Below are 14,773 nucleotides of genomic sequence, written 5' to 3'. Positions count from 1 at the left end.
GCGCTCACTCCACCCCATACCAGCGCACCAGGCGCGGCGCGGCCCAGTCGGTGACGACGGATTCGATGAGCCATCGTCCGGGCGAGGTTGCTGCGAACGCGATGCGCTGGGTCTGGCCGGGCTCGATCGCGAGCGTGTCGAGCCAGTAGGGCTTCCAGCCGTCGTCGAGCTTGTCGAGCAGGCGGAAATGGTGGCCGTGCAGATGGAAGACTGTCGTGTTGGGGGCGGGGCTCTCCAGGGCCAGCACGACGGTGCGGCCGGGCTTGACGCGAAAGGCCGGGGCAGAGGCCGTGGAGAAGTTCGCCGGCCGGGCCCAGCCGGCATCGGGGGCGCCCGGAGCGACATCGAACCGCAGGGCGCCCTTCAGATCGAGCTTCTCGGGCAGGTCGTTCGACGGGAGTGGCTGCGGCGGCAACAGCGGCGCGCGCCGCTCCGATTGGCCTGATACCTTGAGGCTGCCGACCTGGCGCGCCTCCTTGCCGTCATGCAGCAGGAATGCGGCCGATGCGGCCGCATCGACAAACGCGTCGGCCCGTCCGCCCGGGGCAAGCACCAGGGCGCCGTTGCGGGCCGGGAACGGCTCGGCGGGCTGCCCGCCAAGGGCCATCACGCGGACCTCATGGCTTTCCAATTTGATCGCCAGAACAGTACGTTGGGAGCTGTTGATAAAGCGCAGCCGCAGCCGCTCATTGGCCGCGGCTGAGAGTTCGAATGAAGTCTGCCCGTTGATCGTATAGAGCGGCGTCGTGTCCTTGGGATCCTGGCCCGGCGGGACCGCGGTGCCATCCTGCCGCAGCCGCCATTCCTCGATCAAGAGGATCTGGTCGCGATCGACGGCAACCGGGCTGGTCTCCGCCGCGATGATCGGAAGCGGGCGCGCCGGCTGCTTCAGGCCGTCCTCGAAGAGCCGGAAGTCGGCCACCAGGGTTCCTGCGTTAGGTATTGAAATAATAGATGTTTCAACCGCGTTTGGTGCGGCAGGCGCGCGTCCCCGGAGCGGGTCGGTCGCAGCAGGGGCATTGAGGCCGTACCAGACTGGTGCAAGTGGCACAGGCAGGTCGTTGCGGAAGACAACCTCGCATCGATCGCCGCGCTTCAGACGGACGTCCCTGAGATGGCTCACGGCGGCCAGCTCCCAGATTGGTGTAGCTGGCTGACCCGGCTTAAGGGGCAGGGTCCCCGACCTTGCCTGGAGGGCGATCTGGGCGGTCACGGGCGGGGTTGCTCCGCCCGCGATCAAGCCCGCCGCGGAAGCTCCAAGCCCGGCCAAAACCTCGCGCCTCGTCGGGTCAAAAATCGGCGGTTTCATGGGGTGATCCGGACCACGCCGCGCTGGATAAGTCCAGCCATCGTGCCTACTTGAAGCTTGCCTCCATCGGGCCATTTTTTTGCTGCGAACGATCAGGCACATGTTATAAGCCCGGCCGCCCGCGGCATCGCGGCCGGTCTTGATGCAAATTCACGCGGGCGTGGCGGAACTGGTAGACGCGCTGGATTTAGGTTCCAGTGACGAAAGTTGTGGGGGTTCGAGTCCCTCCGCCCGCACCAAGCGCTTATCGCGTTTGCACGGATTACGAGGGCCTGCTCCTCGCGGATGGTTGTCCGCCGAAGCGGCCTGATGAACCACCGGCGTTGAGGGGTTTGCCTCGCGCCGGATCGATCAATGATAGCGTCCCGACGCATGTGCGCCGGGGCCGAACGAAAAGAAGATTGGACGCCATGCAGGTCACAGAGACCCTCTCGGAAGGTTTGAAGCACGAGTTCAAGATCAGCGTTCCCGCGTCTGATCTCGACGCCAAGGCCGGCGCCAAGCTCGTCGATCTCAAGGACAAGGTCCGCATCAACGGCTTCCGTCCCGGCAAGGTGCCGGTCACCCACCTGAAGAAGGTCTATGGCCGCTCGGTGATGGCCGAGACCATCGACCAGACCATCCGCGACACCAACACGCAGCTGTTCTCCGAGCGCGGCTTCCGTCTCGCGACCGAGCCGAAGATCACGATGCCGACCGAGCAGGCCGCGGTCGAGGAGCTGCTGACCGGCAAGACCGATCTGACCTACACGGTCGCGATCGAGGTGGTGCCGTCGATCGCGCTCGCCGACTTCAAGACCTTCCAGGTCGAAAAGCCCGTTGCTGAAGTGACCGAGGCCGACGTCGACGAGGCGATCAAGCGTATCGCGGACAGCAACCGCGGTTATGCCGCCAAGGGCGAGGGCGAGAAGGCAGCCTCCGGCGATCGCGTTACCATCAACTTCAAGGGCACCATCAACGGCGAAGCCTTCGAGGGCGGTGCGGGTGAGGGCATCCAGGTCGTGATCGGCTCCAACACCTTCATCCCGGGTTTCGAGGAGCAGCTCATCGGCATCGGCGCCAACGAGACGCGCACGCTGAAGGTGTCGTTCCCGAAGAACTACATGAGCGAGAAGCTCGCCGGCCAGCCGGCCGAGTTCGAGACCACCGCGACGCTGATCGAGGCGCCGCAGGACGTTGCCATCGACGACGAGTTCGCTAAGACGCTCGGCCTGGAATCGCTGGACAAGCTGAAGGAAGCCGCGCGCGAGCGTCTGGTTGCCGAGTTCGCCACCGCGACGCGCCAGCGCGTCAAGCGCGCGCTGCTCGATCGTCTCGACGAAGCGCATCGCTTCGAGGCGCCGCCCTCGCTGGTCGACGAGGAGTTCAATCTGATGTGGAACTCGGTCAAGGCCGAGATGGACTCCGCCGGCAAGACCTTTGCGGACGAGGACACCACGGAGGACAAGGCGAAGGAGGAGTACCGCAAGATCGCCGATCGCCGCGTGCGGCTCGGTCTCGTGCTCTCCGAGATCGGCGAGAAGAACAAGATCACGGTGACCGATGAGGAGGTCGGCCGCGCCGTGGTCGAGCGCGCCCGGCAGATGCCCGGCCGCGAGAAGGAGGTCTGGGACTACTACCGCAGCAACGCCCAGGCGCTGGCCCAGCTTCGTGCACCGATCTACGAGGACAAGGTCGTCGACTTCATCCTCGAACTTGCCAACGTGACCGAGAAGAAGGTCTCGCGTGAGGATCTCTACAAGGACGACGAGGCGGAAAAGACGGCCGCCTGAAGGCTCTGGAGCGTTTTCGAGCGAAGTGGGTAACGGTTCGCGTAGAGGAAACGCGTCGAAACTGGAATCTGGAGTCCCGTTCCGCTTCCGTCGGGGTGGGCCTCCAGGACAGTCTCCTGTTAAGGATCATCAGCGAAGAGGCCCAGCTAGCCAGATGGTCGGCTGGGCCTCTTGCTACGAATCAGCTTCAACTGCCCGGCGGATTAAGCCTTAATGCGCTCCGCACTTGTCAGGCGCGAATTGGGCTATATCTGTCGGTACACCCTGTACCTACGCGTTCTACTTCTACCAACTTCCTGCATCACGGGACGTCCATCGGCCTTCCGGCACATCCAGCCCAACTGGCAGCCAAGACTGGCGATGTCCGCCTCTAAAACCCTAGGTGACTCATGCGCGATCCGGTTGAAACCTACATGAACCTCGTGCCCATGGTGGTCGAGCAGACGAACCGTGGCGAGCGCGCCTACGACATTTTCTCGCGCCTGTTGAAGGAGCGCATCATCTTCGTGACCGGTCCGGTGGAGGACGGCATGTCGACGCTGATCGTCGCGCAGCTGTTGTTCCTCGAGGCGGAAAATCCGAAGAAGGAAATCTCGATGTACATCAACTCGCCGGGCGGCGTGGTGACGTCGGGCCTTGCGATCTACGACACCATGCAGTTCATCCGCCCGCCGGTCTCGACGCTCTGCACTGGCCAGGCCGCCTCGATGGGCTCGCTGCTGCTCGCCGCCGGCGAGAAGGACATGCGCTTCTCGCTGCCGAACGCGCGCATCATGGTGCATCAGCCTTCCGGCGGCTTCCAGGGCCAGGCTACCGACATCATGCTGCACGCTCAGGAAATCCTGAACCTGAAGAAGCGGCTCAACGAGATCTACGTGAAGCACACCGGCCAGACCTACAAGACGATCGAGGATGCGTTGGAACGCGACAAGTTCCTGACCGCCAACGACGCCAAGGAGTTCGGCCTGGTCGACAAGGTCATCGACAAGCGCGCCGAGGAGCCGGCGCAGGCGAAGGCCCCTTAGCACTACCGGACCGCCCACAGCGATCCCCGGGATCGCGGGCGTCCCATCGGGGCGGCGTTCACGCCAGGGGCGCGTGAACGCAATGCAAAACGTCGTTTTGCGCCCTGCGGCAGGCAGAAAGTTCCGCTTTCGTGCTTGTTTTTTCGTGGTAATCCAGCAACGCTAGAGGTGATTTCGGTCACTTCTCCCGTGCCAAGACCGCAAATCACGGTATTGTCACGGGTAGCGCGCGACCCCCGATTAGCGAATTCTTGATAGTCGGGTGACAGCATGGTTGGCTACGACTGATCGGCTATGATCGCGGGAGAATCGAGTGACCGTGATTCGCACGGTATGTAGTAACGCGTAGGTCTTTTTTGGTACGGAATTTGCTCTATTTGAACTTCATCCCGGCCATCGTGTCGGACTGGAGCGATCGAGCGGAACGGGATCGAACCGCGGACGGAGACATGAATGAGTAAGGTCGGCACGAGCGACTCCAAGAACACGCTGTATTGCTCGTTCTGCGGCAAGAGCCAGCACGAAGTCCGCAAACTGATCGCGGGTCCCACGGTCTTCATCTGCGACGAGTGCGTTGAGCTCTGCATGGACATCATCCGTGAGGAGAACAAATCCTCGCTGGTGAAGTCGCGCGACGGCATTCCGACGCCGAAGGAAATCTGCAAGGTGCTGGACGACTACGTCATCGGCCAGAGCCATGCGAAGAAGGTCCTGTCGGTCGCGGTGCACAACCACTACAAGCGCCTCAATCACCAGACCAAGCACAACGACGTCGAACTCGCGAAGTCGAACATTCTGCTGATCGGTCCGACCGGCTCGGGCAAGACGCTGCTCGCGCAGACGCTCGCCCGCATCCTGGACGTGCCGTTCACGATGGCGGATGCGACGACGCTGACCGAGGCCGGCTATGTCGGCGAGGACGTCGAGAACATCATCCTGAAGCTGCTCCAGGCCGCCGACTACAATGTCGAGCGCGCCCAGCGCGGCATCGTCTACATCGACGAAATCGACAAGATCAGCCGCAAGTCCGACAATCCCTCGATCACGCGCGACGTGTCGGGTGAGGGCGTGCAGCAGGCCTTGCTCAAGATCATGGAAGGCACAGTGGCTTCGGTCCCGCCGCAGGGCGGCCGCAAGCATCCGCAGCAGGAGTTCCTGCAGGTGGATACCACCAACATCCTGTTCATCTGCGGCGGTGCCTTCGCAGGCCTCGAGAAGATCATCTCGGCGCGCGGCCGGTCGACCTCGATCGGCTTCGGCGCCCAGGTGCTCGCGCCGGAAGATCGCCGCACCGGCGAGATCTTCCGTCACGTCGAACCTGAGGATCTCCTGAAGTACGGCCTCATCCCCGAGTTCGTCGGCCGTCTGCCGGTCGTGGCGACGCTCGAGGACCTGGACGAGACCTCGCTGAAGAAGATCCTGACCGAGCCGAAGAACGCGCTGGTGAAGCAATACCAGCGGCTGTTCGAGATGGAGAACATCGAGCTGACCTTCGCCGACGAGGCGCTTGGCGCGGTCGCCCGCAAGGCGATCGAGCGCAAGACCGGCGCGCGCGGGCTGCGTTCGATCCTCGAGGCAATTCTGCTCGAGACCATGTTCGACCTGCCGGGCCTGGAAGGTGTGGAAGAAGTCGTGATTTCCCGCGAAGTCGTGGAAGGCACGGCGCGTCCGCTCTATATCTACGCCGATCGGACGGATCGCGCCGTCGAGAATGCCAGCGCCTGATTTCCGGCGCTGGAACGCTCCAATCGTCTCATCGAGTTGAGCTGCGGACGTGTATCTCCGCAGCCGGTGTTGCGTCGCTTGTTGTGTGCGTAAGCGCCTGATGACGCGCGTATTTCAATGACTTGACACCCCCCGGGTCGATAGCCACCTAATGTCGGCGGGCGAGAATTTCTCTTCAGGATTCGCCTCTGTTCCGATCCGGCGAGCCGGTCCAACTTTGCAAGAGGACTGACCGGTTTTGTGGATCACCTCGGCACCTTGTGGCGGTTGCGCATGAGCATGGCGGGCTGCGTGCAAGGGGGCAAAGCAAAAGGAAAAGGCCATGACTAATCCAAAACCCCGGCCAACCATCGCCCACGGCGAAGCGCACGCTTATCCCGTGCTGCCGCTGCGCGACATCGTCGTCTTCCCGCACATGATTGTTCCGCTCTTCGTCGGCCGCGAGAAGTCGATCCGCGCGCTTGAAGAGGTGATGAAGAACGACGCGCTGATCATGCTCGCGACGCAGAAGAACGCGTCCGACGATGATCCGGCGCCGGATGCCATTTACGAGACCGGTACGCTCGCCAGCGTGCTCCAGCTCCTGAAGCTTCCCGATGGCACCGTGAAGGTGCTGGTCGAGGGGCTCGAGCGTGCGCGCGTGCAGAAGTATACCGATCGCGCCGATTACTATGAAGCCACCGCCGTGGCGCTCGCCGATACCGATGCGAAATCGGTCGAGGCGGAAGCGCTGGCGCGCTCGGTTGTGTCCGACTTCGAGAGCTATGTGAAGCTCAACAAGAAGATCTCGGCCGAGGTCGTCGGCGTCGTGCAGGCGATCACCGATTTCGCCAAGCTCGCCGACACCGTCGCCTCGCATCTCGCGGTCAAGATCGCGGATCGCCAGGGCATCCTGGAGACGCTGTCCGTCACCACGCGCCTCGAGAAGGTGCTGGGCCTGATGGAGAGCGAGATCTCGGTGCTGCAGGTCGAGAAGCGCATCCGCTCGCGCGTCAAGCGCCAGATGGAGAAGACCCAGCGCGAGTACTATCTCAACGAGCAGATGAAGGCGATCCAGAAGGAGCTCGGCGACGACGACGGTCGCGATGAGCTCGCCGATCTCGAAGAGAAGATCGCCAAGACGAAGCTCTCCAAGGAAGCGCGCGAGAAGGCGCAGCACGAATTGAAGAAGCTGCGCCAGATGTCGCCGATGTCCGCGGAAGCGACGGTCGTGCGCAACTATCTGGATTGGCTGCTGTCGATCCCGTGGAACAAGAAGTCCAAGGTGAAGAAAGACCTTGAGGCCGCGCAGGCCATCCTGGACTCCGATCACTACGGGCTCGAGAAGGTCAAGGAACGCATCGTCGAGTATCTCGCGGTGCAGTCGCGCGCCAACAAGCTGACCGGACCGATCCTGTGCCTCGTCGGGCCTCCCGGCGTCGGCAAGACCTCGCTCGGCAAGTCGATCGCGAAGGCGACCGGACGTGAGTTCGTGCGCGTCTCGCTCGGCGGCGTGCGCGACGAGGCCGAGATCCGCGGTCACCGCCGCACCTATATCGGCTCGATGCCCGGCAAGATCATCCAGTCGATGCGGAAGGCGAAGTCGTCCAATCCGCTGTTCCTGCTCGACGAGATCGACAAGATGGGCGCCGATTTCCGCGGCGATCCGTCCTCGGCCTTGCTTGAGGTTCTCGACCCCGAGCAGAACGGGACCTTCAACGACCACTATCTCGAGGTCGACTACGATCTGTCCAACGTGATGTTCATCACGACCGCGAATACGCTGAATATTCCAGGTCCCCTGATGGACCGCATGGAGATCATCCGGATCGCGGGCTACACCGAGAACGAGAAGGTCGAGATCGCGCGCAAGCACCTGATCCCGAACGCGGTGTCCAAGCACGGCCTGGACTCCAAGGAGTTTTCGATCGACGACGACGCGCTGCTGCTTCTGATCCGCCGCTACACCCGCGAAGCGGGAGTGCGCAACCTGGAGCGTGAGCTCTCCACACTCGCCCGCAAGGCGGTGAAGGAGCTGATGATCTCCAAGAAGAAGTCGGTCAAGGTCACCGAGAAGACTCTGGAAGAGCTACTCGGCGTTCCGAAGTACCGCTTCGGCGAGATCGAGAGCGAGCCGCAGGTCGGCATCGTCACCGGCCTTGCCTGGACCGATGTCGGCGGCGAGCTGCTGACAATCGAAGGCGTCATGATGCCCGGCAAGGGCAAGATGACGGTCACCGGCAACCTGCGCGACGTCATGAAGGAGTCGATCTCAGCGGCGGCGTCCTACGTCCGCTCCCGCGCGATCAACTACGGCGTCGAGCCGCCGCTGTTCGACCGGCGCGACATCCACGTGCACGTGCCTGAAGGCGCGACGCCGAAGGATGGTCCGTCGGCGGGCGTGGCCATGGCCACCGCGATCATCTCGGTCATGACCGGCATCCCGGTTCGCCACGATGTCGCGATGACCGGCGAGATCACGCTGCGCGGCCGCGTGCTGCCGATCGGCGGCCTCAAGGAGAAGCTGCTGGCCGCAGCCCGCGGCGGCATCAAGACGGTGCTCATCCCCGAGGACAACGCCAAGGATCTCACGGAGATTTCCGATGCGATCAAGGGCGGCATGGAGATCATCCCGGTCTCCCGTCTCGATGATGTCGTCGCCAAGGCCTTGGTCAAGAAGCCGGTGCCGATCGTCTGGGAAGAAGACACCAAGGTGACGGTGAAGCCGGACGGCGATGAAGCCGCCGGCGGCCTGACCGCTCACTGATCTCGAGCAAAAGATGATAAAACGGCGCCTTCGGGCGCCGTTTTTGTCTGAGGCTGGTCATGCAGGTCGACGGGCAGTGCCATTGCGGGAAGATCACGTTCGCGGCCGAAATTGACCCCGAGGCGGTCTCGGTGTGCCACTGCACCGATTGCCAGACGTTGACCGGCTCGCCATTCCGGGTGACCGCGATCTGCACCAAGGCCGACGTGAAGCTCACCGCCGGCACGCCAAAGGTCTACGGCAAGCGCGGCGACAACGGCCGGATGCGCTTCCAGCACTTCTGCGCCGACTGCGGTTCCCCGCTGTTCACCAGCGGGGAGGGCGAGGAGGCCGAGGATTGGGGTATCCGCTGGGGCAGCATCCGCCAGCGCGACCAATTGCGGCCTGTCAGGCAGATCTGGTGCCAGTCGGCGGCCGTGTGGATCGATGCCGTGCCGCTGCTGCCGGGGCGGCCGCAGGACTGAGGGGGCTCGCGTAGCCGTAGCTCGCTGCGAAAAGCCCGCCTTCGCCCGTTTGGGCTTCGGCGCGGCAGCCCGCGTCGCTGTGCGAGCGTAGGCTGGTGGGCGGTCACGGATTCGAACCGCGGACCCTCTCGGTGTAAACGAGATGCTCTAACCAGCTGAGCTAACCGCCCCACGGCGCCTCTTTAGCCCTCCGGCGGGGCAAGGAGCAAGGGGTGGTCGCGCAGCAAACCGGGTTCATTTGCAGCTTGATCGGCTTCTGACGTGGTATCACCCGCCGGCAAAATGAGAGGCCTCAATGGAACAGCCCAGCGGACACGAGCAAAATGCCGACCAGATCGCCTATTGGAATGGCCCCGGCGGCCAGCGCTGGGCTGACCGCCATGCCGTGCAGGAAAAGCTGCTCGGGCCGATTGCCGATGTGCTGATCGACCGCGCCAAACCGCAGCCGGGCGAGCGGGTGATCGACGTCGGCTGCGGCTCCGGTGCGACGACGGTCGCATTCGCGAAGGCTGTCGCGCCCGATGGCTTTGCACTCGGGCTCGATGTGTCCGAGCCGATGCTGTCGCAGGCACGGTCGCTGGCGCCAAAGGGCCTGCCGCTCGATTTCGTGCTGGCGGATGCGACGGTACATCCGTTCGAGCCGGCGAGCTTCGATCTCCTGGCCTCGCGCTTCGGCGTCATGTTCTTTGCCGATCCGGTCGCGTCCTTCACCAATCTCCGCCGCGCCCTGAAGGCATCGGGGCGGCTGGCGTTCGTCTGCTGGCGCGAGCCGAAGGAGAATCCCTGGATGATGGCGCCGCTGATGGCGGTCTATAAGCATGTGCCGAAGATGCCGCCGGTCGGGCCTGAGGAGCCGGGCCCGTTCGCCTTTGCTTCGGAGGAGCGCGTGATGCGCATCCTGAATGGCGCGGGCTTCGTCGACGTCGCAATGGAGCCGCACAATCTGGCGCTGGATATCGCCATCGGCGGCGGCCTCGACGCCGCGGTCGACGGCTCGCTGCAGATCGGCCCGGCCAGCCGTGCTTTGCAGGGCCATCCGCCGGAAACCCATGAGGCCGCCAAAGCCTCCATCCGCGAGATACTCGCGCCGTTCCTGAGGGGGCAGAGCGTGGCGCTCCAGGGGGCGATCTGGATCGTGACGGCGAAGGTGGGGTAGCCGCGGCTCTCACCACGCCGTCATTGCGAGCGCAGCGAGGCAATCCAGACTCCCTCCGCGGACCCAGTCTGGATTGCTTCGCTGCACTCGCAATGACGTGGATGGTCCGGAGGACTCCTACACCACGTCATCGGGCGCCAGGGCGCAGCCATTATCGGGATGCGTCTCCACCTGAAGCGTGGTGTGGCCGATGCGGAAGGATGTCTTCAACATTTGCGCGGTCTCCATCAGGAACGCATCGCCGCTGCCTGCGGGCATGACCAGGTGGCAGGTCAGCGCCGTCTCGGTGGTCGAGATCGGCCAGACGTGGAGATCGTGGATCGCGGACACACCCGGGCGCGCCAGCAGGAGCGTCCTGATCGCGACGAGGTCCGTGCCCTTGGGGACGGCCGCCATCGACATGTCGATCGAGCCGCGCAGGAGGCTGGTCGTGCTCCAGAGGATGGTGGCGCAGATGACGAGGCTGGTGACGGGATCGAGCCAGAGCCAGCCGGTCCAGACGATCAGCGCTGCCGAGACGACGACGCCGAGCGACACGGCGGCATCAGCCGCCATGTGCAAGTACGCGCCCTCGATGTTGATGTCGTCCTTGCGGCCGCGCGCGAACAGCATGGCGGTAAAGCCGTTGATGAGGATGCCGATGCCGGCGACCACCATCACCGTGACGCCGGCGACCGGCTCCGGCTCGCGCAGGCGCAAGATCGCTTCCCAGCCGATCGCGCCGGTCGCGACCAGCAGGAACACGGCATTGGCGAGCGCCGCCAGGATGGTGGAGGCGCGCAGCCCATAGGTGAAGCGGCCGCTCGGCGCGCGTTTTGCAGCAATGGATGCGCCCCAGGCCAAGACGAGGCCCAGCACGTCGGACAGGTTATGGCCGGCGTCGGCGAGCAGGGCGGTGGAGTTGCCGATGTAGCCATAGACCGCTTCTGCCACGACCAGCGCGGTGTTGAGGGTGATGCCGATCGCGAACGCCTTGCCGAAGCTGGCGGGCGCATGGACATGAGAGTGGCCATGACCATGATCGTGTCCGTGATCATGGTCATGACCACGATCATGCGAATGGCCGCCATGGTCATGATGATGGCCGTGGTGGTCGTGGCTGCCCAATCTAGCACTCCCAGGACGCCGCCAAATCGGGGGCCATTCTAGGCGTTTCACGCGCCCCGTCACGCCGGAATAGCACGTAGAGCGCCGGCAGCACCAAGAGCGTCAGGACGGTCGAGGAGATGATGCCGCCGATCACGACGGTCGCGAGCGGCCGCTGCACCGCTACGCCGCCGGCATTTAGCTCGTTGAAGCGCATCTGGATCGACTAGGTCATGCCATAGGCGGTGCCGGGCAGGGTGTTGGCGGCCCGCACACGCCTCATGCGACTGCGACCGGCTCGCAACATATGCGGCTCATTCAGCGGTCTCCCGAATTTGATCGGATCGGACAACAGCATGCGGGACCGGGACAGCCGCTTCGTGCCCTTCCGGAGCAAGACCTACGCCTTCTCCTCCCAGATCATCGCAAGGTGCACGATGGTCTGCACCGCCTTCTCCATGTCCTGCCGACTGACCCATTCGAGGCGCGAGTGGAAGGCGTGCTCGCCGGCGAAGATGTTGGGGCAGGGCAGGCCCATGAAGGACAGGCGCGAGCCGTCGGTGCCGCCGCGGATGGCGGTGCGCATCGGGCGCAGGCCGGCCCGGCGGATCGCCTCGATGGCGTATTCGAGCACGTGCGGGTGACGGTCGATCACCTGCTTCATGTTGCGATACTGCTCCCGCACCTCGAAGCTGTAGGTCGAGCGCGGATAGTCCTTCATCACGTCCTTGACGATGCCCTCGAGCAGCGCCTCCTTCTCCTTCAGCCCTTCCTCGGTGAAGTCGCGGATGATGAAGGAAAGCGTTGCCTGCTCCAGCGCGCCCTCGATGCTGATCGGATGCAGAAAGCCCTGCTTGCCCGAGGTCGTCTCCGGCGAACAGCCTTCCTTGGGCAGCCGCTCGATGATGGCGGCCGCGATCTTGATCGCGTGCTCCATCTTGCCCTTGGCATAGCCGGGATGGGCACTGACGCCGTTGATGGTGATGGTGGCACCATCAGCCGAGAAGGTCTCGTCCTCGACGGAGCCGGCGCTCTCGCCGTCCATGGTGTAGCCGAAATCGGCGCCGAGCTTCTTCAGGTCGACATTGTCGACGCCGCGACCGATCTCCTCGTCCGGCGTGAACAGGATCTTGATGGTGCCGTGCTTCACATCAGGGTTGTTGATGAAGAAATGCGCGGCATCCATGATCTCGGCGACGCCGGCCTTGTTGTCGGCGCCCAGCAGCGTGGTGCCGTCCGTGGTGATGATGTCGTTGCCGATCTGATTCTTCAGCGCCGGATGTTCGGCGAAGCGGATCACCTGGCTGGTGTCGCCCGGCAGCACGATATCGCCGCCGCGATAGTTCTTCACCATCTGCGGCTTGACGTCCTTGCCGGTGACGTCTGGCGAGGTGTCCATGTGCGAGCAGAAGCAGATCACCGGCACCTTCTTGGTCGTGTTGGCCGGGATGGTGCCGTAGACATAGCCGTAATCGTCGAGATGGGCATCCGCAACACCCATGGCCTTCAGCTCGGCGGCGAGCACGCGGCCGAGATCCTTCTGCTTCTCGGTCGAGGGCGAGCGAGGGGATTCCGGGTCGGACTGGGTGTCGATGGTGACGTAGCGCAGGAAGCGCTCGGTCACGGTGTGCGAAAAGGTGAGGGAGGACATTTCTGGTCAAACCGCCGGGTCTTTGGGGGATGCAGGCGGTATATCAGAAAAGCGGGCCGTGATGCGGCCGGGAACGAGATCCGATCAGGCTTAACGAATGGTAGCCTTAAATCGCCTCTTTGAGTTCCTTCACCGGGCGGAACGCGACCTTCTTGCTGGCCTTGATGTGGATGGCTTCGCCTGTCGAGGGATTGCGGCCGGTGCGGGCGGCGCGCTTGCGGACCTGGAGGATGCCGAGCCCCACGATGCGGACCCGGTCGCCCTTTTTCAGGTGCTTTGTGATCAGATCGACCATGTCGGTCAGGACGGCCTCGGCATGCTTCTTGGACAGGTCCTGGCTCTCCGCGATATCGGCGGCGAGGTGCTTGAGCGTGATGGTGGCAGGAGGGGCTGCCTTCTTTGCCGAATCCTTCTTTGCCATGTCTGGCCTCCTCGATCACAGGGAAGCCCCCGGAAAAGCGTGAAAAGCGTAGGGGTTCCTTGGTTAAGTCCTGGAAGGCGTAGACGATTCGGACGCGGGCCGACTATGCCACGGGTTCCCGACCGACCCCGACAATGGCCCGCACAGCCGCGAAAGGCGTCGGGATGTTGCGGTTAAGGCTATGAAGGGATTGCCAAAAGTGGCGCGAGAGACGGGGCTCGAACCCGCGACCTCCGGCGTGACAGGCCGGCGCTCTAACCAACTGAGCTACTCCCGCGTGGCTCGCTGAACGCGCGCGGAACGAGGGGGGACTTAAAGGGGGGATAGGGTGAAGTCAAGGACGTTGCGCTTCTCCAGCGCATCTCGGCTAAGCATTGCTCTGGAAAATGAAAAAGGCCGCCCGGAGGCGGCCAATGGTCAGCCCGAATTCCGCTGTGTCAGCGAAGCTCCGACGTGCCCGCGCTGGTTATCACGACAGGCTTGCCGGCTTTAACCACCTGGCTGGACTGGGCGCTCTGGCTGTAATCCGCATTGGTACGGGCCGCGATCCCGAAACCGGCCACTGCAATGCCGGCGATCAGCGCCACCACCACGATCTTCAGGTGGGTCGCACGATCAGCAGAGTGAATTGAGTGGTTCATATGAGCCTCCCGACGGGCTTCGCCGCCGTCTATGCGGTGATCTTCTAAGGAGCATCTGTTTCCGGATCGTTTCGCGGCTTCCGCAAAATGGTTTCATCTATGCGCCCGCCGGGCGGGCCTCAGGCTGCGGACCGGCCGATGTCGTTGCGGATCGAGCGGGCGGCCCGGACGAACAGGGGCGCGCCCAGCGTGGTCGTGACCGCCGCCGAGAGCACGACAACAATTACTTCATCGCACCGCCGGTGACCTGGAAGCCGTACGCCGAGACTACGTTCACGGTGCTGGCCTCGGCCTCGAAGCAGGACACCCGCGGCATCAACTTCCTGCCCGATCAGGGCACGGTGACGAACGGGCCGTTCGGCAAGATCCCACCTAGCTTCTTCATCGGCGATCCCGGTGTCGACAAGTTCACGCGCGAGCAGGAGATGCTCGGCTACCAGTGCGAGCGCCATCTCACCGACGACGTGTCGTTCCGGCAGAACGCGCGCTTTGCCCATGTCGACATCACCTATTGCGGGTATGCGAAGAACACGCCCAATCCGACCGATCTCGACAATCAGCTGGAGTATCGCTTCAACACCGGCCCGGTGAGGCACACGATGCTGTTCGGCGTCGACCTGAAGGGCTACCAGATCGATGATTACCAGCTGTTCGTTCGTGACACGGTCTCGCAGAACCAGACCGGCGAGGTGACCTCCCGTGGTCGCGAGCTGCCCGGGCGCGGCCTGTTCCACAGACCCTGATCACCCATCGCGACATCGATGAGCTCGCGCGGCG

Annotated in this window: 12 protein-coding genes, 3 tRNA genes and 1 pseudogene; 8 read left to right on the top strand and 8 right to left on the bottom strand. The window is 63.7% G+C overall.

Features of this window, described 5'->3' with window-relative positions; translation table 11 throughout:
- Positions 1-4: 4 nt before the first annotated feature.
- Positions 5-1,309 carry a multicopper oxidase domain-containing protein gene (locus ACNJYB_RS22075; protein ID WP_439368452.1) on the bottom strand — a complete coding sequence of 435 codons (1,305 nt, stop codon included), beginning with the start codon at positions 1,307-1,309 and terminating at the stop codon, positions 5-7.
- Between the two features lie 154 nt (positions 1,310-1,463).
- Between ACNJYB_RS22075 and ACNJYB_RS22070 the strand changes: the two genes are divergently transcribed.
- The 6 genes from ACNJYB_RS22070 (at position 1,464) to ACNJYB_RS22045 (ending at position 9,041) form a co-directional block, all read left to right on the top strand.
- Positions 1,464-1,548 (top strand) — tRNA-Leu (locus tag ACNJYB_RS22070).
- A gap of 171 nt (positions 1,549-1,719) precedes the next feature.
- Positions 1,720-3,081 carry a trigger factor gene (tig, locus tag ACNJYB_RS22065; RefSeq protein WP_439368451.1) on the top strand — a complete coding sequence of 454 codons (1,362 nt, stop codon included), beginning with the start codon at positions 1,720-1,722 and terminating at the stop codon, positions 3,079-3,081.
- A 389-nt stretch (positions 3,082-3,470) separates the two neighbouring features.
- Positions 3,471-4,106: an ATP-dependent Clp protease proteolytic subunit gene (locus tag ACNJYB_RS22060; protein ID WP_439368450.1), complete on the top strand. Its 636-nt coding sequence runs from the start codon at positions 3,471-3,473 to the stop codon at positions 4,104-4,106.
- Positions 4,107-4,559: 453 nt separating this feature from the next.
- Entirely contained in the window at positions 4,560-5,831 is a 1,272-nt protein-coding gene (gene clpX / locus ACNJYB_RS22055) for an ATP-dependent Clp protease ATP-binding subunit ClpX (RefSeq protein ID WP_211402163.1), read from the top strand.
- A 322-nt stretch (positions 5,832-6,153) separates the two neighbouring features.
- On the top strand, positions 6,154-8,577 hold the full coding sequence (gene lon / locus ACNJYB_RS22050; protein ID WP_439368449.1) for an endopeptidase La: 2,424 nt from the start codon (positions 6,154-6,156) through the stop codon (positions 8,575-8,577).
- A 59-nt stretch (positions 8,578-8,636) separates the two neighbouring features.
- Positions 8,637-9,041 (top strand): GFA family protein, encoded by a 405-nt coding sequence (locus ACNJYB_RS22045; protein ID WP_439368448.1) that lies wholly within the window; start codon positions 8,637-8,639, stop codon positions 9,039-9,041.
- A 93-nt stretch (positions 9,042-9,134) separates the two neighbouring features.
- On the opposite strand, the gene ACNJYB_RS22040 is transcribed toward ACNJYB_RS22045, so the two are convergent.
- A tRNA-Val gene (locus ACNJYB_RS22040) sits at positions 9,135-9,211 on the bottom strand.
- Between the two features lie 125 nt (positions 9,212-9,336).
- Here ACNJYB_RS22040 and ACNJYB_RS22035 point away from each other — a divergent pair.
- Complete coding sequence (locus tag ACNJYB_RS22035; RefSeq protein WP_439368447.1) at positions 9,337-10,197, top strand: class I SAM-dependent methyltransferase; 861 nt, start codon at positions 9,337-9,339, stop codon at positions 10,195-10,197.
- 117 nt (positions 10,198-10,314) lie between these two features.
- On the opposite strand, the gene ACNJYB_RS22030 is transcribed toward ACNJYB_RS22035, so the two are convergent.
- The 6 genes and pseudogenes from ACNJYB_RS22030 to ACNJYB_RS22005 form a co-directional block, all read right to left on the bottom strand.
- Entirely contained in the window at positions 10,315-11,304 is a 990-nt protein-coding gene (locus ACNJYB_RS22030) for a cation diffusion facilitator family transporter (protein WP_439368446.1), read from the bottom strand.
- 1 nt (position 11,305) lies between these two features.
- Positions 11,306-11,473 (bottom strand): annotated as a pseudogene (locus ACNJYB_RS22025) (efflux RND transporter permease subunit); the annotation flags it as partial.
- Between the two features lie 210 nt (positions 11,474-11,683).
- Positions 11,684-12,934 carry a peptidase T gene (pepT, locus tag ACNJYB_RS22020; RefSeq protein ID WP_439368445.1) on the bottom strand — a complete coding sequence of 417 codons (1,251 nt, stop codon included), beginning with the start codon at positions 12,932-12,934 and terminating at the stop codon, positions 11,684-11,686.
- Positions 12,935-13,040: 106 nt separating this feature from the next.
- Positions 13,041-13,355 (bottom strand): HU family DNA-binding protein, encoded by a 315-nt coding sequence (locus ACNJYB_RS22015; RefSeq protein ID WP_439368444.1) that lies wholly within the window; start codon positions 13,353-13,355, stop codon positions 13,041-13,043.
- Between the two features lie 200 nt (positions 13,356-13,555).
- Positions 13,556-13,632: transfer RNA gene (locus ACNJYB_RS22010), tRNA-Asp, on the bottom strand.
- Between the two features lie 160 nt (positions 13,633-13,792).
- Positions 13,793-13,996, bottom strand: coding sequence for a hypothetical protein (locus tag ACNJYB_RS22005; protein WP_439368442.1), 204 nt, complete (start codon positions 13,994-13,996; stop codon positions 13,793-13,795).
- 242 nt (positions 13,997-14,238) lie between these two features.
- On the opposite strand from ACNJYB_RS22005, the gene ACNJYB_RS22000 reads away from it, so the two are divergent.
- Positions 14,239-14,739 carry a hypothetical protein gene (locus ACNJYB_RS22000; RefSeq protein WP_439375795.1) on the top strand — a complete coding sequence of 167 codons (501 nt, stop codon included), beginning with the start codon at positions 14,239-14,241 and terminating at the stop codon, positions 14,737-14,739.
- Positions 14,740-14,773: the final 34 nt, after the last annotated feature.

The organism is Bradyrhizobium sp. SMVTL-02 (genome assembly GCF_051853005.1).
Taxonomy (GTDB): domain Bacteria; phylum Pseudomonadota; class Alphaproteobacteria; order Rhizobiales; family Xanthobacteraceae; genus Bradyrhizobium.
This window is presented reverse-complemented; position numbering and strand designations above follow the sequence as displayed.